Source organism: Pseudomonas sp. P9_31 (assembly GCF_034008235.1).
Lineage (GTDB): Bacteria > Pseudomonadota > Gammaproteobacteria > Pseudomonadales > Pseudomonadaceae > Aquipseudomonas.
The window spans coordinates 5,990,427-6,009,700 of the sequence record NZ_CP125375.1; the positions used below are offsets into that span (position 1 = coordinate 5,990,427).

At 59.7% G+C, this 19,274-nt stretch carries 18 protein-coding genes and 1 pseudogene; 11 read left to right on the forward strand and 8 right to left on the reverse strand.

What is annotated here, in order from left to right; genetic code table 11:
* Nucleotides 1–40: 40 nt before the first annotated feature.
* The gene (locus QMK51_RS27015) at nt 41–1,975 is read right to left on the reverse strand and encodes an ATP-dependent DNA helicase RecQ (protein ID WP_320392569.1); all 1,935 of its coding nucleotides are present in this window, start codon (nt 1,973–1,975) and stop codon (nt 41–43) included.
* A 191-nt stretch (nt 1,976–2,166) separates the two neighbouring features.
* Nucleotides 2,167–2,670 (reverse strand): polysaccharide deacetylase, encoded by a 504-nt coding sequence (locus tag QMK51_RS27020; protein WP_320392570.1) that lies wholly within the window; start codon nt 2,668–2,670, stop codon nt 2,167–2,169.
* A 307-nt stretch (nt 2,671–2,977) separates the two neighbouring features.
* Between QMK51_RS27020 and QMK51_RS27025 the strand changes: the two genes are divergently transcribed.
* A complete protein-coding gene (locus tag QMK51_RS27025; RefSeq protein ID WP_320392571.1) occupies nt 2,978–3,271 on the forward strand; it encodes a hypothetical protein in 294 nt (97 codons plus the stop codon).
* A gap of 66 nt (nt 3,272–3,337) precedes the next feature.
* On the opposite strand, the gene QMK51_RS27030 is transcribed toward QMK51_RS27025, so the two are convergent.
* A complete protein-coding gene (locus QMK51_RS27030; protein WP_320390752.1) occupies nt 3,338–4,285 on the reverse strand; it encodes an IS110 family transposase in 948 nt (315 codons plus the stop codon).
* A 244-nt stretch (nt 4,286–4,529) separates the two neighbouring features.
* On the opposite strand from QMK51_RS27030, the gene QMK51_RS27035 reads away from it, so the two are divergent.
* The 3 genes from QMK51_RS27035 to QMK51_RS27045 all read left to right on the forward strand — a co-directional run bounded on the left by QMK51_RS27035 (nt 4,530) and on the right by QMK51_RS27045 (nt 5,753).
* Nucleotides 4,530–4,697, forward strand: a complete 168-nt coding sequence (locus tag QMK51_RS27035) for a hypothetical protein (RefSeq protein ID WP_320392572.1) — start codon at nt 4,530–4,532, stop codon at nt 4,695–4,697.
* A gap of 333 nt (nt 4,698–5,030) precedes the next feature.
* On the forward strand, nt 5,031–5,330 hold the full coding sequence (locus QMK51_RS27040) for a hypothetical protein (protein ID WP_258698045.1): 300 nt from the start codon (nt 5,031–5,033) through the stop codon (nt 5,328–5,330).
* A gap of 69 nt (nt 5,331–5,399) precedes the next feature.
* A complete protein-coding gene (locus QMK51_RS27045) occupies nt 5,400–5,753 on the forward strand; it encodes a DUF1493 family protein (protein WP_320392573.1) in 354 nt (117 codons plus the stop codon).
* Between the two features lie 147 nt (nt 5,754–5,900).
* Here QMK51_RS27045 and QMK51_RS27050 read toward each other — a convergent pair whose 3' ends face one another.
* Both QMK51_RS27050 and hslO read right to left on the reverse strand, forming a co-directional pair.
* Nucleotides 5,901–7,442 (reverse strand): phosphoenolpyruvate carboxykinase, encoded by a 1,542-nt coding sequence (locus tag QMK51_RS27050; RefSeq protein ID WP_258698048.1) that lies wholly within the window; start codon nt 7,440–7,442, stop codon nt 5,901–5,903.
* Nucleotides 7,443–7,621: 179 nt separating this feature from the next.
* Nucleotides 7,622–8,524, reverse strand: coding sequence for an Hsp33 family molecular chaperone HslO (gene hslO / locus QMK51_RS27055; protein WP_258698049.1), 903 nt, complete (start codon nt 8,522–8,524; stop codon nt 7,622–7,624).
* 102 nt (nt 8,525–8,626) lie between these two features.
* On the opposite strand from hslO, the pseudogene QMK51_RS27060 reads away from it, so the two are divergent.
* Nucleotides 8,627–8,759, forward strand: a pseudogene (locus QMK51_RS27060) (phosphoesterase); the annotation flags it as partial.
* 10 nt (nt 8,760–8,769) lie between these two features.
* Here the strand turns inward: QMK51_RS27060 and QMK51_RS27065 are convergent.
* Nucleotides 8,770–9,177, reverse strand: coding sequence for an RNA-binding S4 domain-containing protein (locus tag QMK51_RS27065; RefSeq protein ID WP_258698050.1), 408 nt, complete (start codon nt 9,175–9,177; stop codon nt 8,770–8,772).
* A 231-nt stretch (nt 9,178–9,408) separates the two neighbouring features.
* Here QMK51_RS27065 and QMK51_RS27070 point away from each other — a divergent pair, with 231 nt between their 5' ends.
* Both QMK51_RS27070 and rimK read left to right on the forward strand, forming a co-directional pair.
* On the forward strand, nt 9,409–9,870 hold the full coding sequence (locus QMK51_RS27070; RefSeq protein WP_172901254.1) for an ATP-dependent zinc protease: 462 nt from the start codon (nt 9,409–9,411) through the stop codon (nt 9,868–9,870).
* Nucleotides 9,867–10,772 carry a 30S ribosomal protein S6--L-glutamate ligase gene (gene rimK / locus QMK51_RS27075; protein ID WP_008005189.1) on the forward strand — a complete coding sequence of 302 codons (906 nt, stop codon included), beginning with the start codon at nt 9,867–9,869 and terminating at the stop codon, nt 10,770–10,772. Before QMK51_RS27070 ends, rimK begins: the two co-directional genes overlap by 4 nt.
* A gap of 165 nt (nt 10,773–10,937) precedes the next feature.
* Here the strand turns inward: rimK and QMK51_RS27080 are convergent, their stop codons facing one another.
* Together QMK51_RS27080 and ompR are read right to left on the reverse strand one after the other, a co-directional pair.
* Nucleotides 10,938–12,251 (reverse strand): ATP-binding protein, encoded by a 1,314-nt coding sequence (locus QMK51_RS27080; protein ID WP_258698051.1) that lies wholly within the window; start codon nt 12,249–12,251, stop codon nt 10,938–10,940.
* A gap of 115 nt (nt 12,252–12,366) precedes the next feature.
* Nucleotides 12,367–13,107, reverse strand: a complete 741-nt coding sequence (gene ompR, locus QMK51_RS27085) for a two-component system response regulator OmpR (RefSeq protein WP_258698052.1) — start codon at nt 13,105–13,107, stop codon at nt 12,367–12,369.
* Between the two features lie 359 nt (nt 13,108–13,466).
* Here ompR and QMK51_RS27090 point away from each other — a divergent pair, with 359 nt between their 5' ends.
* The 4 genes from QMK51_RS27090 to tauA all read left to right on the forward strand — a co-directional run bounded on the left by QMK51_RS27090 (nt 13,467) and on the right by tauA (nt 19,269).
* Nucleotides 13,467–15,791, forward strand: coding sequence for a Tex family protein (locus QMK51_RS27090; protein ID WP_258698053.1), 2,325 nt, complete (start codon nt 13,467–13,469; stop codon nt 15,789–15,791).
* Complete coding sequence (locus QMK51_RS27095; RefSeq protein WP_258698054.1) at nt 15,791–16,174, forward strand: PaaI family thioesterase; 384 nt, start codon at nt 15,791–15,793, stop codon at nt 16,172–16,174. The genes QMK51_RS27090 and QMK51_RS27095 overlap by 1 nt, the downstream gene beginning before the upstream one ends.
* 256 nt (nt 16,175–16,430) lie before the next feature.
* Nucleotides 16,431–18,014, forward strand: coding sequence for a glutamate--cysteine ligase (gshA, locus tag QMK51_RS27100; protein WP_320392574.1), 1,584 nt, complete (start codon nt 16,431–16,433; stop codon nt 18,012–18,014).
* A 277-nt stretch (nt 18,015–18,291) separates the two neighbouring features.
* A complete protein-coding gene (gene tauA, locus QMK51_RS27105) occupies nt 18,292–19,269 on the forward strand; it encodes a taurine ABC transporter substrate-binding protein (protein WP_320392575.1) in 978 nt (325 codons plus the stop codon).
* The last annotated feature ends 5 nt before the right edge of the window (nt 19,270–19,274 follow it).

The window sequence follows — 19,274 nt, forward strand, 5'->3', positions numbered from 1 at the left end:
GATGGCCTCTTCGCGAGCAAGCCCGCACATTGACCGTCTTTCAACTTGGCAAATGCGCTTCGGCCCACGCCCGAACCTCGGCATACGGATAATCCTCCAACGCCGCAAACCCCGGAATCGATCGCGCCTTGAGCTTGGTAAACAGCGGCACGCTGATCCCGCACAGAAACCGCGTCACGCGCTCTGCCGATGGAACACTCCCCGTGTGCAGCTCATGCCTGTGGATAAAATCACCGCACAGCGCCTCGAAGCTTTTATCCACAAGCGCCGGCAATTCCGGCGGCTCGGGTAGCCGCGCTACGTGGCCGTGACACACCGAACAATGCCCACACCGCTGCGGTGCGTTTTCGTCGCCGAAGTACTCCGCCAGGCGATAGCCCAGACAGTGGTCGGTGGCGAAGAGATCCAGCATGGCGTGAATCCGTGCAATCTCGGTGCGCTCGTGCTGGGTGAAGCAGGCGTGCAGTTCGGCGCTCAGGGCTTGGGAATCAACGTCCGTTTTCAGCAGGCTGTAGACCTCGGTCATCTGCTTGCTTTCCAGCTCGACCCAGCCTTTTTCCTGAAAATAGTCCAGCGCCTTGACCACCCGACTGCGCTCGGCGGAATGCTGTTCATACAGTGCATCGAAATTCACCGTGGCCCAGGTCCGTGCGCGGCTGGAAGTCTTGATGATCGCCGAGACGAAGTCCCTGCGCTCACCTTCGAACCGGGCCAGCAACGCTTCGGGCTCCTGCAAATACTTGAAGCGGTATTCGGCGTAATAGGCATAGCGCGGAGCGATCAACCCCCGCAGCTCCAGCTGTACCAGCAAGGTCTTGAGCGGTAACTGGCGAATGTTGCTCTGATCGGCCAAAGGCCCCAGCAGAAACTCCCACTGCCCCTCGGGCGCGGCGGCTTGCAGCTCATCGAGCACGCAACGAATGCCGTCCAGCTCCGGCGTGTCGCCGTAGACGAAGTTTTCCAGCACGTTGAGGCTGTCACGGTTGGCCAATACAAGGCAGTCGGACGGCTGCCCGTCACGGCCGGCGCGGCCGATTTCCTGGCTGTAGTTTTCGATGGATTTGGGCAAGTCGAAATGCACCACATTGCGGATATCGCTTTTATCGATACCCATGCCGAAGGCGATGGTGGCGACGATGCAATTGGACTGCCCGCCCATGAACCGCTTCTGTATCCCTTCCCGTTGTTCGTGGGGCAAACCGGCGTGATAGGCCTCGGCCTGAATGCCATTCCTGCTCAAATGCTCGGCAATGTGCTCGGCGGTTTTCTGCAGGGTGACGTAGACGATGCTCGGCTGGTCGGGGCGCTGGCTCATCCATTCGACGAGACGACGGCGCTTGTCCTGACCGCGTACCGGCTCCACCAACAAATTGAGGTTGGGTCGGTAGAAACCGGTGGTCACCACATCTTCAGGGGCGATGGCGAATCTGGCTTCCATGTCGGCGATCACCTTGGGTGTCGCGGTGGCGGTCAACAGCAGAGCCTGGGGAATGTTGAACTGGCGCTGATAGTCCGGCAGCTTGAGGTAGTCGGGGCGGAAGTTGTGGCCCCACTCGGAGATGCAGTGGGCCTCGTCCACCACCAGCAGCGAGATCGGCACCTGCTGCAAAAAATGGCGGAAGCGCTCGTTCTTCAAGCGCTCCACGGAAATCATCAGAATCTTCAATTCCCCGGACTTCGCGCGGGCCATCACATCGCTGGCGTCATCGCGGCTCTGGGCCGAATCGATACTGCCCGCCGCAATCCCGTGGCGCTGCAAGAACGCCAACTGATCCTGCATCAACGCCAGCAAAGGCGACACAACCAATGTCAGGTGCGGCAGCAACAAGGCCGGTAATTGATAGCAAAGAGACTTGCCCGAGCCGGTAGGGAAAATCGCCGCCGCCGAGCGTCCGGCCAGCACCGCGCTGACCGCCGCCTCCTGGCCGGGCCGAAACTGTGGATAACCGAAAACCTGTTCCAGGGTGTTGTGCATAAGCTGTCACTCCGTTGACCGCTGCGAAGCCCAAAGCCTAGCCGGCGAACGCAGCGAGTCGAGAAAAGGTCGGGGGCAAAAACGATACCGGATGATACAGCGGATAGTTCGGGGAGACTGCAAGGCTTGGAGAATGGGGCGGCTGGCAGATCGCTTTCGCGAGCACAATCAGCGCCAAACCATCAGCGAACTCAAGGCATCAACACCGCCACCCGCAGTTGCTCATCCAGCGCCTGCTCATGAAACACCTGGCTCCTGCTCGCCCAAACGGCATGGGCCGGGCTGATTTCGCCGGTGAACGCCGCCGCCAGCTGACGCAAATCGGCAACGCTGCGTACACGCGGGCAGAAGGGTTCATCGTCGCAGTTCTGACTGGCGCTGCGGTAGGTGACCAGCAACCGATCCCACAACCCGTCACGCACTTGCCTGACCGACTTCAGCTTCACAGCCTGCACGCCCAGTCGCTGTTTCAGCCCCTGTTCATCCAGCGCTTCGCTGGCCAGCAGCGCCTTGCCCACCATCAGCACCTCGGCACGGGACGCGGTGTCGACGTCTGCCTGGCTAGTCAGCGCATCCGGCCAACCGGTGCGGGCCATGTTGGCAAGGAGCACCGAATGACCGACGTCGGCAGCGTCCGCCATCCGACAAACACCGGCCCATAGCAATAAAATCGAGGCCATACGGAGCCACTGCATACCTAATTCCCTTTAGCGTGTAACGGACGCTTAGAAACGTCCTATAGATTCTGGCGCGCACCATACAGAGGTTTGCTGAGAAGCGCCTGACAATCCCGTAGGAATATCGACCTCTAGGGGAAAAGCTTAAAAAATAGTCGGGGTGTGCGTAGGAAAAGGGCGATAACGCCGGTAATCCCCCTACAAAACCTGTCCATTTTCAGCACCTTGCGGCGCCTCGGCGCGTCCCTCTATAGTTTTCGACGCGGCTGAAACACTGTGTCGGCCTGCCGGCGAGACTGCCCGACTTTCCACAGGACTGACTTCGATGAACACGCGCCACTCATTAACAGACCGCTATCGCCCGCTCAAAACCAGCTACAGCGACACCCCGGTGTTGGTCATCGACACCGAAGCCAGCCCGCACGAAATCCTCGACGCCGCTCGCCAACGCATCCGCGCCGCCAGCGACCTGCTCGAAACGCTCTATTGCCTGTGCTTTAAACAGGCCGACGTGAAAGACATTCCCAACATCGTCAACGCGCTGTACCTGCTGACCCAAGACGGCAACGAACTGCTCGAAATCGCGCGACAACGCCTCCCGAAAACCACAGCGATTTGACGAAAAAACAACCCCCAACTCCACCACAATCCCCCTGTGGGAGATTCTATGGTTGAGGGGAAGCCCTCAACCGGCTTTTGGTTGGTATTCGCTCTGCCCTTTCAGCAGAGCGAATACGATCCGAGCAAGCTTGCGAGCCAGTATCACCAGCGCCTGAGTGGTGCTGAAGCCTCGAGCTCTTTGCTCTTCGTAAAAGCCTTTCCAGGCGGGCGTACGGCTGGCCGACATGGCTGCATTGTGCAAAAGCCGGCGGGCTTCCGGGTCACCTCGCTTGGTCAGACTCCGACGACCATCCTTTTGTCCTGACTTCGACACGCGCAGATCCATTCCCAGGAAGGCAATAAAGGCATCCGCGTTTCTGAAGTCGCCCCGCTGAAACGCCGTGAGCAAGCGGGCTCCGGTCAAAAAACCAATGCCTTCAACTTTCACGCAACGCTTCAACTGACTGAGCAAGCCGGCTTCCTTCAGATGATCATTAATCGTCTTTTCGACCAGCGCCTCAAGCTGCTGCATGGATTTCACTTGCTCGGCGAAAGCTGTCTTCAACAGCGGCTCATTCGCCCAGCTTTGCACCAGGCCGACCCGCGCCTGAACCAAGGCTGCGCGACGACGGAAGAGGCTCAGGAGCTGGCGGTACAGCGGTGATGGCGGGGTCCACGGATGAAGATCATCACCTTCGTTCTTCAGATAGCGAGCGAGCAGCCTGGCATCCAGCGCATCGGTTTTGGCACGGATATTCACCCCTTTGCGGTAATGGCTGAGTTCATAGCCACCCACCATGTAAATCGTGCAGCCGGCCTCATAGGCCAGATCAGCGAACTCCAAGTGATAGATATTGGTCGATTCAATAGCTACCGCGACTGTCCCTGGCAAGGCCTTCAACCACGTCTTGATGGCTGCTTTGTTGTTGGGAATCTCTTCAAGCAGGTCAAGTTCGGCGTGATAGATCACCAGTTCGTTCTTGGCGACATCCACACCTACGATCGGCTGTGTGACAGAAACCGGCATTGCCATTGTATTTCCTCCGGGATATGGTTTTGAACACTTGAAGGGCTCACCCAGAGGCGCAGGCTTGTTCCTATCGTCGGTCTAGCCAGATGCATTCTTTATCGGCGCTTGGGTGAAAGGAGGAGGGGCGAAATCTCCCACGGATCTGTACTGCGTCAACAGTCAGAATCGGGCTTTGTCCCTCCTCCTCCCTTCAAGTCCTACCATACAAGCGGGCTCGCTCGCGAAGAACGATAACGCGGTCCACCAGATGAAAAGCGAAACATCCGACACTCAACAACAACTCGAAAAAGTGGCCTGCGACGCATGGTTCAAAGCACAAGGACGAGCAAGCCTCGACGCCCCTCGCCCCAGCATTCCAGATGAAGAAGTCACACACCTGATGGCAATCAAACGAGACAAGTTGCTCAAGCGATGAGTCTGTAAGCAACGCCCTATCCAAGCTTCATCCCGGTCCTACAACCGAAGACACCTTGTCGCCTATCGCCACCCGGTGGCTCACACCTATAGTCGTGACTGTCGCTGCCAAATCAGCGGCTCGGGCTTGGTCACCCGATGGAATACATAAACGCGTCCGTTGTATGCTGCCGGCACTCAAGTGTCTGCACGCTATATGGTGGCTGTGTTTGGGACGCCTTAAGGCGTGCCGGCCTTTATGGATTCCACCGGTTGACCAACCCGAACACAGTCCGCCTCCATCGCTTGGTCACGATGGTGGTGGCTTCATCTGATGCATTTGAGAATACATAAAATGAATAAATGGAATCCGTCCACAAACAATCGCTACCTCCCGCTCCAAACCAATCTCACCGATTCGCCGCCCCTGATCATCGACACAGAGACCAACCCCCAAGACATCCTCGAAGCCGCCCTCCAACGCATCCGGGCCTCCAGTGATCTCCTCAAAACCCTGCACTGCACTTGCTTCAAAGACGGTGATGTCGAAGACATTCCCCACATCACCCACGCACTCTTCTTGCTAACCCAGGATGGCTGCGACCTGCTACAAGTCGCCCAACAACGCATGATGGGCTGGAAAGCGCCGGCCTGACGCTGAGTGAAGATCGTTCCCATGCTCCGCGTGAGAACGATCAAACATACCCCTTACGGACGATGCACCATGAACCTCGCTCCCAACTTCCCCGACGATCACACCATGCACCTGCTCATGCAGTTGCTGCACGAAGAACTCGGCCTGCCCGAACGCAAAACCATCAGTCTCACCACCTCGATCAACTTCGACCTAGGCTGCAACGGTGCTGATGCGCTGCATTTGATGGAAGCGTTGGAAGAACAGTTCGGGATCGATTTCGTGGACTACGATGCCTATCGCTACTTTCAGCCGGATGGTTTTGATGTGCATTTCAAGCGCAGGGCAAAGGGGCGCGGTGACAAAGTCCCCCTGACCATCGGCATGCTCTATAAAGCAATCAAGAAGCAACGGTGGGACACGCGGGAAGTGGAAGAGACCTAGTGGTTCAAGACAGCAGAAGTGGAATTATTCTGGCTGTTTAGCGTGTTTACTGCGGGAATATTGCCAGTTCTGCTTCAAGGGAAATGAATCAGCGCCCACAAAAAAGCCGCCCCAAAGGGCGGCTTTCTCATTACATCAAACCAGCTCTTACAACTTCGGCCCAGCAGCCTTGATCGCGTCGCTCACATCAAACTTCTTGAAGTTCTCAACAAACAACCCAGCCAGCGCCTTGGCAGCCTCATCATAAGCAGCCTTGTCAGCCCAGGTGTTACGTGGGTTCAACAGGCCAGTCTCAACGCCCGGCACAGCCAATGGCACGTCAAGGTTGATGGTGTCCAAGTGCTCAGTCTCAGCACCGATCAACGCGCCGCTCTGGATCGCTGCGATCACGCCGCGGGTGGTCGGGATGTTGAAGCGTTTGCCGACGCCGTAGCCGCCGCCGGTCCAGCCGGTGTTGACCAGGTAGACCTTGGAGCCGAAGCCGCGGATGCGCTTGATCAGCAGTTCGGCGTATTCGCCAGCCGGACGCGGGAAGAACGGTGCGCCGAAGCAGGTGGAGAAGGTCGACTTGATGCCGCTGCCAGAACCCATTTCGGTTGAGCCCACCAGTGCGGTGTAGCCGGACAGGAAGTGGTAAGCGGCTTGTTCTTCATTGAGGATCGACACTGGCGGCAGCACGCCGGTCAGGTCGCAGGTCAGGAAGATCACTGCGTTCGGCTCGCCACCGAGGTTCTTCTCGGAACGCTTGGCAACGTGCTCAAGCGGGTAAGCGGCGCGGCTGTTCTGGGTCAGGCTGACATCGGTGTAGTCGGCGTGCTTGGCGTCGTCGATAACGACGTTTTCCAAGACTGCGCCGTGCTTGATGGCTTTCCAGATGACTGGCTCGTTCTTCTCGGACAGGTCGATGCACTTGGCATAGCAACCGCCTTCGATGTTGAACACCACGCCCTCGCCCCAGCCGTGTTCGTCGTCACCGATCAGGTAACGGCTTTCGTCGGCGGACAGGGTGGTCTTGCCGGTGCCGGACAGACCGAAGAACAGGGTCACGTCGCCCTCTTCGCCTATGTTGGCGGCGCAGTGCATTGGCAACACATCGGCGGCCGGCAGCAGGAAGTTCTGCACCGAGAACATGGCTTTCTTCATTTCGCCGGCGTAACGCATGCCCGCCAGCAGCACTTTCTTCTGGGCGAAGTTGATGATCACGCAGCCGTCGGAGTTGGTGCCGTCACGCTCTGGCACGCACTCGAAGTTGGCGACGTTGAGGACTTGCCACTCTTCACGACCGGCCGGGTTGTACTGGGCCGGATTGATGAACAGGCAACGACCGAACAGGTTCTGCCAGGCAGTCTGGGTGGTCATTTTCACGGCCAGGTAATGCTCTTCAGCCGAACCTACGTGCACGTGGGAAACGAAATGCTCTTGCGCGTTGTTGAACGCCTCGACGCGAGCCCACAGGGCATCGAACTTGTCGGCCGGGAACTTGCGGTTGATCGGGCCCCAGGCAATGGCGTCCTGGGTGGTCGGCTCTTCAACGATGAAACGATCGACTGGCGAACGGCCGGTACGGTGACCGGTGCGAACAACCAGCGCGCCGGTATCGGCAAGCTCGCCTTCACCGCGATTCAGGGCTTGTTTAACCAGATCATCAACACTTAGATCGGTGTACACGGCGTTATTGGCTTGCGTCATGAGGTTCCCCGTCGGCCAGTGGCCGAGTGCTCCAAACGTTTTGTAGTAGAAAGTCGTGCACTACTACCGCGAAAAAAGTGGGCCGGATTATGCCAGAAAAGCCCAAAAAGTGTAGGGCCCTCCCGTCAGAACGGCGTTATTCCGGCGTTAAGCAGTGAATTTACCTGCGCTGAAGCGTTTTAGTGCCGGGTATATGACGGCGTATCAACCCCTGCACCGGCGAATAATTGGGTGATATCGGCCGCATCGAACAGGTAGCGCTCATTGCAAAACTGGCAATCGATCTCGATGCTGCCGCCATGTTCAACCACCAGTTTCTGAGCATCTTCCAGACCCAGACTGACCAGCGCATTGCCCGAGCGTTCCCGAGAGCAGCTGCAACGGAAGCGTAGTTTCTGCACATCGAACAGGCGCACTTGCTCTTCATGGTAGAGGCGATGGAGCACGGTTTCGTTGTCCAGGCTCAGCAATTCATCGGCGGTCAGGGTGCCACCCAGCGCGGTGATGTGCTGCCAGCTGGCAGCACGCTCTTCTTCGTCTTTCAGACGATCGGCAGGCAATTGCTGCAGCAACAGACCACGGGCACGACGGCCGTCGGCGTACAGCCAGAAACGCGTACCAACCTGCTGCGACATGACGAAATAGTTGGTGAAGCATTCCGACAGGGTCGCACCGTCGAGGTCGACGATACCCTGGTAACGCTGACCCTGGGTCGGGTCGACGGTCAGCGCCAACACGCCATTGGGCATCAGGTCGGCGAGGGTCGCATCCGGCGCGATCTGCTCGGCGTGATAACGGGCCAGGCCGCGAATTTCGCGCTCGCTGGAGCACTCGATCATCAGCAACGGCACCGGACCTTCGGAACGGGCCTGAAGAATCAGCAAGCCATCGAACTTCAAGGTGCCAACCAGCAACGCTGCCGCGGCCATCAGCTCGCCCAGCAGTTGCGCGACCGGCTCCGGATAGGCGTGTTTGGCGAGGACTTCGGCATAGCTACGCTCCAACGCCACCAGTTCGCCGCGGGTGTCGCTGTCATCGAAGATGAAGCGTTGGGTGTAGTCGGTATCCGGTAGATCGGTCATAGGTCTGGGTATCTGAATTGGTGACAAAAAAAGGTTACAAAAATGGAAGTCGCGCAATGGCAGCGCTTTTGAGTGCGCCAAGTTCAGCCATGGAGGCATTTTATGGACAATCCGGGGTTGTTCCAAGCAAGGCCAAACCTCGGTTTTCGACGAGCGGTATTTTCAACTGCTCAATGCGTCGCTGGCGAATACCCCCATATGGCTGCACAGGTGGGCGATTGCAAGTCTGCACCCGACGGCCGTCACTACTCGTCGTTGCTGCTGCCACGAAACTTGAACAGATCCCGGCGCTGCTTCTTGCTCGGCTTGCCGTCGGTGCTCACGCCCAACGCCCCGGCCTTGCGCATGGCCGCAGCCGCTTCGCGCTTGGCAACGCTGGCTTCGGTTTCGGCATACAGGGCCTGAGCCTGCGGCGCGCCACGGCGCACGATCGACAGCGCCTGGACCACCACCGTGCGCTCTTCGAAGCCCGTGCGGATCTGAAACTCGTCGCCGACCCTCGGCTCCTTGCCCGGCTTGCAGCGCTCGCCCCGGCAATGCACCTTGCCACTTTCAATCGCGGCCTTGGCCAAGGCACGTGTTTTATAAAAACGCGCGGCCCACAACCATTTATCGAGACGGACCTTGTCGTCCTCTTCGCTTTTTTGTGCCATGGAATGACCTCATTCTGAAATATCGATGAACTGTACTACCGTTTCTGTCGTGCCATGAATCACCACGCTGTGGATTAGAATGCAGGCATTCCCCCCCGTTTGAGGGATGAAAATCCGGGCAGTAGATATCTGTCGCCTTTTACCCATTATTCTGCGTGAATACCGCGAATTCGGCCGCACGCGGCCTGAGCGGTTTTTGCCGGTTGAGCACTTTTGAAGACATTTGACCATTTGACCGTTGTCGGTCTGCGCGAGTGGGTGGCGCTCCCGGATTTGGGAGTCGCGGGCCTTCGGGCAAAAATCGACACCGGCGCCAGCACCTCCAGCCTGCATGCCACCGACATCGAGCCGTTCGAGCGCGACGGCGAACAGTGGGTGCGCTTCACCGCGCACCTGGGCACGGTGGTGCAATTGCGGCACCGGCGCTGCGAAGCACCGCTGGTGACGATGAAAACCATTAAAAGCTCCAACGGCCACGCGCAGATGCGCTACGTGGTCAGCACCACCCTGGCCCTCGGTGATCGGGTCTGGCGGGTCGAGTTCACCCTCGCCTGCCGCAAGTCCATGCGTTATCGCCTGTTACTCGGCTCCAAAGCCCTGATCGACGGCCAGTTAGTGGTCAATCCGGGCATCAAATATGTACAAGACAAGCCGGTGTTCCCGGTATCTACCCTCTCCACAGGTGTTGCATGAAGATCGCTGTGCTGTCGCGGAACCCGCGTCTGTATTCCACCCGTCGTCTGGTCGAAGCCGGTATGGAGCGTGGCCATGAAATGGTGGTGATCGATACCCTGCGCGCCTACATGAACATTGCCAGTCACAAGCCGCAAATCCACTACCGCGGCAAACCGCTGGAAGGTTTCGATGCGGTGATCCCGCGGATCGGTGCATCGGTAACGTTTTATGGCTGCGCGGTGCTGCGCCAGTTCGAAATGATGGGGGTGTTTCCGCTCAACGAATCGGTGGCCATCGCCCGTTCGCGAGACAAACTGCGTTCGCTGCAATTGCTGTCGCGCCGAGGGATCGGTTTACCGGTCACCGGTTTTGCCCACTCCCCGGACGACATTCCCGACTTGATCGAGATGGTCAACGGCGCGCCGCTGGTGATCAAGGTGCTGGAAGGCACCCAGGGCATCGGCGTGGTGCTGTGTGAAACGGCGACGGCGGCAGAGTCAGTGATCGAGGCGTTCATGGGCCTGAAGCAGAACATCATGGTTCAGGAATACATCAAGGAAGCCGGCGGCGCGGACATTCGTTGTTTCGTGGTTGGCGACAAGGTGATTGCGGCGATGAAGCGCCAGGCCAAGCCGGGGGAGTTTCGCTCCAACCTGCATCGCGGTGGCAGTGCGAGCCTGATCAAGATCACCCCGGAGGAACGCATGACCGCATTGCGCGCGGCGAAGGTCATGGGTTTAGCTGTGGCGGGGGTGGATATCCTGCGCTCCAATCACGGGCCGCTGGTGATGGAAGTGAACTCGTCGCCGGGGCTGGAAGGGATTGAAACCACCACCGGGAAGAACGTGGCGGGGATCATCATTGAGCATCTGGAGAAGAATGGCGGGCCGAATATGACGCGGACCAAAGGGAAAGGTTGAAGCTTACTCGGTCCCTGTGGCGAGGGAGCTTGCTCCCGCGGGAGGCCGAAGGACTCCCGATTCCGGCAACCGTATTCTTTTATTGAAATACGGTTGCCGGGTTTTGCGGCTGCTGCGCAACCGAGCGGGAGCAAGCTCCCTCGCCACAGAGGTTGTGTACGGCGCTCAGACAGCATCCCGCGGCAACATCAACCCAAGCGGCAACCGCACCCGCGCTTCCAGCCCACCACCGGACCGGTTGCGCAACTCGACATTGCCGCCATGCATCGAAGCGATCCGCTTCACGATCGCCAACCCCAACCCGGTCCCCTTCCCACCCCGGGCACGATCACCACGGGTGAACGGGTTGAAGATCGCCTCCAGTTCCGACGGATCGATCCCCGCCCCACGGTCCATGACACTCAGCACCACATACGGTGCGCTGGTATCCCCGGACACATAAGCCGCCACTTCCACTCCACTGCCGGCGTGATGCAAGGCATTCCCGATCAGGTTGTTCAGCAGCCGCTTCATCGACACCCGACGCAGCGGGAACGGCTGGATCGGCTCCAGGCGCAAATGCACTTTCTCTTCGTTCTGGTTGTACGGCGCGGCGACTTCGCGAACCAGATCGCTCAGGTCCACTTCTTCCACCGACTCGTCACGTCCATCACGAATGAACGCCAGGAACTGGTCGAGAATCGCGTCCATGTCCTCGATGTCGCGGATCATGTCATCCGTCAGGTCGCTGTGGTCGCCCATCAGCTCCAGGGACAGCCGCAAACGGGTCAGAGGCGTGCGCAGGTCGTGGGACACCCCGGCCAGCATCAGCTCGCGCTCGCGACCAGCCTGTTCGACGTCTTCGGCCATCTGGTTGAAGGCGCGATAGACCTCGGTCATCTCGCTCGGTGTATCACTGATCGGCAGGCGCACGCTGCGGCCCTGACCGAGTTGCCTCGCGGCATAGACCAGACGTTTCAGCGGTTGATTGAGCTGGCTGACGAAAATCCACGCCGAGGCGGTGGACAGCAGACCAATGGCGAGGAACCAGCCCAGCACGTTCCAGATTTTCTGGCCACGCAACGGATGCGGGTACAGCGGCACTTTCAGCCAGCCATCGCCCAGGCTGGGCGCCCGGACCCACAGCGCCGGCGGGGAATGCATGCGTAATCGGACTTCGGTGTCGGCACCCAGCTCCGCCTGCATCTGCCGCTGATAGATCTCGCTGTACGGCCAGTGTTGTTCGCCTTCCGGCACACCGGCGCCGACGACCCGAATCAGGGTCGCAGCATCGGCAATCCTGGCGCGGTTTTCTTCATCGGCAGCCCAATAGGCACGCAGCGTCAGGGCGACGCCGTGGCTGTATTGGCGGTCCACCAGCACGTCTTCGTTCATCAACAGATAAACCAGGGTCAGCGCCTTGGAGAACAGGACGACGATCAGCACCAGCCACAGGGTGCGGGAGAAGAAGCTCTGGGGGAACCAAACAGGGGTTTTCATGGATAACCGCTACACACTTGCAGGAGCGAGCGATGCTCGCATATTGCGGATCGCGAGTCTGCGGGCAAGGTCCTCTGACCCGCTGCCCACAAGACCCGCTCCTACAAATCGCCGATCACTTGGTGGCGGCGCCATCCGGAACGAACACGTAGCCCACGCCCCAGACAGTCTGGATGTAGCGCGGTTTGGACGGATCGGGCTCGATCATCCGGCGCAGACGGGAGATCTGCACGTCGATGGAACGCTCCAGGGCATCCCACTCGCGGCCACGGGCCAGGTTCATCAGTTTGTCGCGGGTCAGCGGCTGACGGGCATTCATGACCAGGGCCTTGAGCACCGCGAACTCACCGGTGGTGAGCATGTGCACTTCGTCACCGCGCTTGAGTTCGCGGGTGGCCAGGGACAGCACGTAATCACCAAAGGTCACGTTTTCGTCTTCGCTGCCCGGCGCGCCCGGCACCGGTGCCGCCTGGCGCCGCAGCACCGCTTTGACCCGGGCCATCAGCTCGTCCGGGTTGAACGGCTTGGCCAGGTAATCGTCGGCGCCCAGTTCCAGGCCCTTGATGCGGCTCAGCTCGTCGCCCTTGGCGGTGAGCATGATGATCGGAATCTGATTGTTCGCCGTGCGCAGGCGGCGGCAGGCGGTCAGGCCGTCTTCGCCGGGCAGCATCAGGTCGAGGACGACCAGGTTGAACACTTCACGCGCCAGCAGGCGGTCCATCTGTTCGGTGTTCGGTACGGCGCGGGCACGGTAGCCCTTGCTGACGAAAAAACGTTCCAGCAGGCTGCTCAGCCCCGGATCGTCGTCAACGATAAGAATTTTTTCGCCTTCAGCAGTTTGTGCAGTGCTGCTCATTGGATGCTCCTTTGATCTCGGCGCGCATTATGGCCTAGCTGCCGTTATACGCACCGTGTGCATTGTTAGCAGATTTTTCCTTCACCGCCAGAAAGCCGGGCATTGTGCCTACAGCCAGTGATGCCCCCGAATGTCAGAACGCTGGTTATAATGCGCGGCCTTTTGTGTCAGGCAACGTCTGATCGTTACTGCTGGTAGCCGCTCTTTTTTCATGGCGCTGGCAGTAATTGTTCGATTTCACGGGTCAACGGGAAGCCTGTTGATCCAGGTAGCGGCGCACGCCAGGCCGCTCAACCAGACTCGCCGAGCCTTTATTTCTGCGCCTGCGAGCCTGCTTTCACAATTTGTCAGGTGGTTTTATGGACAGCATCAACAGCCGCATCGCCGAGGAACTCGGCGTACGCCCACAACAGGTCGAAGCGGCCGTCGCGCTACTCGATGAAGGCTCCACGGTGCCCTTCATCGCCCGCTACCGGAAAGAAGTGACCGGCAGCCTCGATGACACGCAATTGCGTCATCTGGAAGAGCGTCTGCGCTACCTGCGAGAACTCGATGAACGGCGTATCAGCATCCTTGCCAGCATCGAAGAGCAAGGCAAGCTGACCCCGCAACTTGAGCGCGACATCAAACTCGCCGACACCAAGACCCGCCTCGAAGACTTGTACCTGCCGTACAAGCAGAAGCGCCGCACCAAGGGCCAGATCGCCCTGGAAGCCGGCCTCGGCGAGCTGGCCGACGGTTTGTTCAACGATCCGACCCTGAGCCCGGAAACCGAAGCCGCGCGCTTCATCGACGCCGAAAAGGGCGTGGCCGATGTGAAAGCCGCCCTGGAAGGCGCCAAGTACATCCTCATGGAGCGCTTCGCCGAAGACGCTGGCCTGCTGGACAAGTTGCGCAACTACCTCAAGCAGGAAGCCACCCTCAGTGCCCGCGTGATCGCCGGCAAGGAAGAGGAAGGCGCCAAATTCCGCGACTACTTCGAGCACGACGAACCGCTGAAAAGCATGCCATCGCACCGCGCGCTGGCGATTTTCCGTGGCCGCAACGAAGGCATTTTGAGCTCCGCGCTGAAAGTCGGCGACGAGCTGCCGGGCACCATGCACCCGTGCGAAGGCATGATCGGTCAGCAATTCGGCATCCAGAACCAGAACCGCGCCGCCGACAAATGGCTGGGCGAAGTGGTGCGCTGGACCTGGAAGGTCAAGCTCTACACGCACCTGGAAACCGACCTGCTGGGTGAGTTGCGCGATGGCGCGGAAACCGAAGCGATCAACGTGTTCGCCCACAACCTGCACGACTTGCTGCTGGCCGCGCCGGCCGGCCCCCGCGCAACGCTGGGCCTCGACCCGGGCCTGCGCACCGGTTGCAAGGTCGCCGTGGTCGACTCCACCGGCAAGCTGCTGGACCACGCCACGGTTTACCCCCACGTGCCGCACAACAAGTGGGACCAGACCCTCGCCGTGCTCGCCGCCCTGTGCGCCAAGCATTCGGTAGACCTGATCGCCATCGGCAACGGCACCGCCAGCCGCGAAACCGACAAGCTCGCCGCTGAGCTGATCAAAAAATACCCAGCCATGAAGATGACCAAAGTCATGGTCTCCGAGGCCGGTGCATCGGTGTACTCGGCGTCGGAACTGGCCTCCAAGGAATTCCCGGACCTGGACGTGTCGATCCGTGGCGCGGTGTCGATTGCCCGTCGCTTGCAAGACCCTCTGGCCGAGCTGGTGAAGATCGACCCGAAATCCATCGGCGTCGGCCAATACCAGCACGACGTGTCGCAGCTGAAACTGGCGCGCGGCCTGGACGCAGTAGTCGAAGACTGCGTGAACGCCGTGGGTGTGGACGTCAACACCGCCTCCGTGGCGTTGCTGGCACGTATCTCCGGCCTCAACGCGACCCTGGCGCAGAACATTGTCAGCCACCGCGACGAGCACGGTGCGTTCAAAACCCGTGCGGCGTTGAAGAAAGTCGCCCGTCTGGGTGAAAAAACCTTCGAACAGGCCGCCGGTTTCCTGCGCGTGATGAACGGCGACAACCCGCTGGATTCATCCGCGGTTCACCCGGAAGCCTATCCGCTGGTGCAACGCATCGCCGCCGAAACCGACCGCGACATTCGCTCGCTGATCGGCGACGCCACGTTCCTCAAGCGTCTGGACCCGAAGAAGTACACCGACGAAACCTTCGGTCTGCCGACGGTCACCGACATTCTGCAAGAGCTGGAAAAACCCGGCCGCGACCCGCGTCCCGAGTTCAAGACCGCCGAGTTCCAGGAGGGCGTCGAAGACCTCAAGGACTTGCAACCGGGCATGATCCTCGAAGGCGTCGTCACCAACGTGACCAACTTCGGCGCGTTCGTCGACATCGGCGTGCATCAGGACGGTTTGGTGCATATCTCCGCGCTTTCGGAGAAGTTCATCAAGGATCCGCGCGAAGCGGTGAAGGCCGGTGACGTGGTCAAGGTGAAGGTCATGGAAGTCGACATCCCGCGCAAACGCGTTGGCTTGTCGATGCGCATGAGCGATACCCCGGGCGAGAAGATCGATGGCGCTCGCGGTGCACGTCCGGGTTCGGCACCGCGCCAATCCCAGAACAGCGCACCGCGCAAGGAAACCACCGCAGCGGCCCCGTCCAACAACGCCATGGCGTCGCTGTTCGCCAACGCCAAGCAGTTGAAGAAACGCTGATGGACATCCCGGCCGGCTTGACCGAAAGCGCGTTTTTCAAGCTGCTGGGCTGTCGCTTGCACAGCCTGGAAACCGGGGTGGCGCAAGTCGCCCTGGCGCTGGCACCGGAGCTGCGCAATCGCGGCGGCAAGCTGCACGGCGGGGCCTTGTTCAGTCTGGTGGACATTGCCATGGGGCTGGCCTGTTCCAGCACCCATGGCTTTGACCAGCAGAGCGCGACCATCGAGTGCAAGATCAACTACATCCGCGCCGTCGCTGACGGTGAAGTGATGTGCACGGCACGGGTAATCCACCCGGGCCGCCGCACGCTGGTGGTCGAAGCCGATGTGATGCAAGGCGACAAACTGGTCGCAAAAGCACAAGGCACGTTCGCAGTCCTGTAGCTCCCTGCCATCGATTTAGGTTAATTTCGGCGCTGTGACTGCAGCGCTGGAGTTTTCTGTGGGAGCGAGCCTGCTCGCGAAGGCGGTGTGCCAGGCGACTTTAATGTTGACCGACACTCCCTCTTCGCGAGCAGGCTCGCTCCCACAGGGATTGTGGCGTTCCAAAACCAGGCGAAAACGCCAGTTTCAACTTCACCCTTGTAGACCGTCTTGCCCACCCCCATATTGGGGCGAACGACGCGTGAAGGAATCCAACTTGAGCGAACTTCTCAACCGCCGCCTGGCTCTGCTCGGCGAGCGCGCTAACCTCTCTCTGCTCGAACAGTGCCTTCACGGCATCGAACGTGAATGCCTGCGCGTGACCGGCGATGGTCGCCTGGCACAAACGCCGCACCCTGAAGAACTGGGTTCCGCGCTGACCAACGAAAAAATCACCACCGACTATTCCGAGTCGCTGCTGGAGTTCATCACGCCCGCCCTGCCCGACCCGGCGGACACCCTGGCGAGCCTCGACAGCATTCACCGTTTTGCCTACAGCAAGCTTGGCAACGAGTACCTGTGGAGTCCATCGATGCCGTGCCCGTTGCCGGCCGAGGAAGACATCCCGATCGCCTATTACGGCACCTCCAACATCGGTCAGCTCAAGTACGTCTATCGCAAGGGCCTGGCCCTGCGTTACGGCAAGACCATGCAGTGCATCGCCGGGATTCACTACAACTTTTCCCTGCCGGAAAAGCTCTGGCCACTGCTCAAAGAGGCTGAAGGCTTTGACGGCACCGATCGCGATTACCAATCGTCGGCCTACATCGCGCTGATCCGCAACTTCCGCCGCTACAGCTGGCTGCTGATGTACCTGTTCGGCGCCTCGCCTGCGCTGGACGCCGGTTTCCTGCGCGGTCGTTCGCACCAGTTGGAACAACTGGACCCGGACACCTTGTACCTGCCGTACGCCACCAGCCTGCGCATGAGCGATCTGGGTTACCAGAGCAACGCCCAGGCCGGTTTGACGCCGTGCTACAACGACCTGTCAAGCTACACCGACAGCCTGCGCAAAGCGGTGGCCACGCCTTACCCGCCGTACGTCGAGGTCGGTACACACCAGGACGGCGAGTGGGTTCAGCTCAACACCAACATCCTGCAGATCGAAAACGAGTACTACTCCAACATCCGCCCGAAACGCGTGACCTACACCGGCGAACGGCCGATTCAGGCGCTGGTGGCCCGTGGCATCCAGTACGTCGAAGTACGTTGCCTGGACATCAACCCGTTCCTGCCGATGGGCATCGACCTCACCGAATCGCGGTTCCTCGACGCGTTCCTGCTGTACTGCGCGCTGAACGACAGCCCGCTGTTGACCAGTACCAGTTGCGGCAACGCGACCTCGAACTTCCTCAGCGTGGTCAAGGAAGGTCGTCGTCCGGGCCTGCAATTGCAACGCGACGGGCACCCGGTAGACCTGAAGGAATGGGCCGGCGAATTGCTGGAAAAGATTGCGCCATTGGCGGCGTTGCTGGATCAGAGCCATGGCGGCGATGCCCACAGCAAGGCGCTGGACGCACAACAGGCCAAGGTCAAGGACTCGTCCCTGACGCCTTCGGCTCAGGTGCTGGCAGCGATGGCCGAGCACAAGGAAAGCTTCGCCCAGTTCTCTTTGCGCCAGAGCCGGGTGCATGCAGAGTTTTTCCGCAGCGAACCGCTTTCAAGCGAAGACCAGGCTAAATTTGAAGAACTGGCGCGCTCGTCGCTGGCTCAACAAGTGACGCTTGAACAGAACGAAGTCGGCGATTTCGATGTGTTTGTCGGGTCGTATCAGGCGAGCATTCTGGCGATCAGTAATTAGACGCAAACCTCTGTGGCGAGGGAGCTTGCTCCCGTTCGGCTGCGCAGCAGCCGTAAAATCTGCGACCGTGTTCGATCAGACACATCTTCGCTGTTTTTGGGAGTCCTTCGGCCTCCAGCGGGAGCAAGCTCCCTCGCCACAAAAACGATATACAACTATTCTCTCTTAGAATTTTCCGCTCATAAGGTAATTCGAAAAAGTTATTTATTTTCGGATTCTTATATCATTTAGTCTCCTTTTCACGCCGACTCTCGGTCGCCTGACAAGGAGCTTTCCGATGAAACTGACTTCCCCTCTTCGCCTTCTGGCCGCCGCGTTTCTGGCTTCAGCGAGTCTCCTGGCTCAGGCGGCAGACGTGACCGTCGCCTACCAGACCACCGTCGACCCGGCGAAAGTCGCCCAGGCCGACGGCGCCTACGAAAAAGCCACCAAAGCCAACATCGACTGGCGCAAATTCGACAACGGTGCCGACATCATCGCCGCCATCGCTTCCGGCGACGTGCAGATCGGCTACCTCGGTTCCAGCCCCCTGACGGCTGCAATCACCCGCAAAGTCCCGGTGGAAACCTTCCTCATCGCCACCCAGATCGGCGCCGCTGAAGCACTGGTCGCCCGCGACGGTTCCGGGATCAAGACCCCGCAAGACCTGATCGGCAAAAAAGTCGCCGTACCGTTTGTATCCACCGGCCACTACAGCCTGCTGGCCGCGCTGAAACACTGGAACATTGATCCCTCGAAAGTCACCGTCCTCAACCTCGCGCCACCCGCGATCATTGCTGCATGGAAACGCGGTGATATCGACGCCACCTACGTGTGGGACCCGGCCCTCGGCGTGGCCAAGGAAAACGGCAAAGTGCTGATCACCTCGGGCGAGTTGGCCAAGTTCGGCGCACCGACTTTCGATGCCTGGATCGTGCGTAAGGATTTCGCCGAGAAGCACCCGGAAATCGTCACCGCGTTCGCCAAAGTGACCCTCGATGCCTACGCCGACTACCGCAAGGACCCGCAAGCCTGGCTGGCCAATCAAAGCAATGTCGACAAACTGGTGAAACTCTCCGGCGCCAAGGCCAGCGACATTCCGTTGCTGCTGCAAGGCAACGTTTTCCCGCTGGCGGCTGATCAGGTGATCACCCTTGGCGCGCCGACCACCAAGGCCATCACCGACACCGCTGTGTTCCTCAAGGAACAGGGCAAGGTCGAGGCCGTGCTGCCGGACTACGCGCCGTACGTCAGCGCCAAGTACATCACCAACTGATCGGG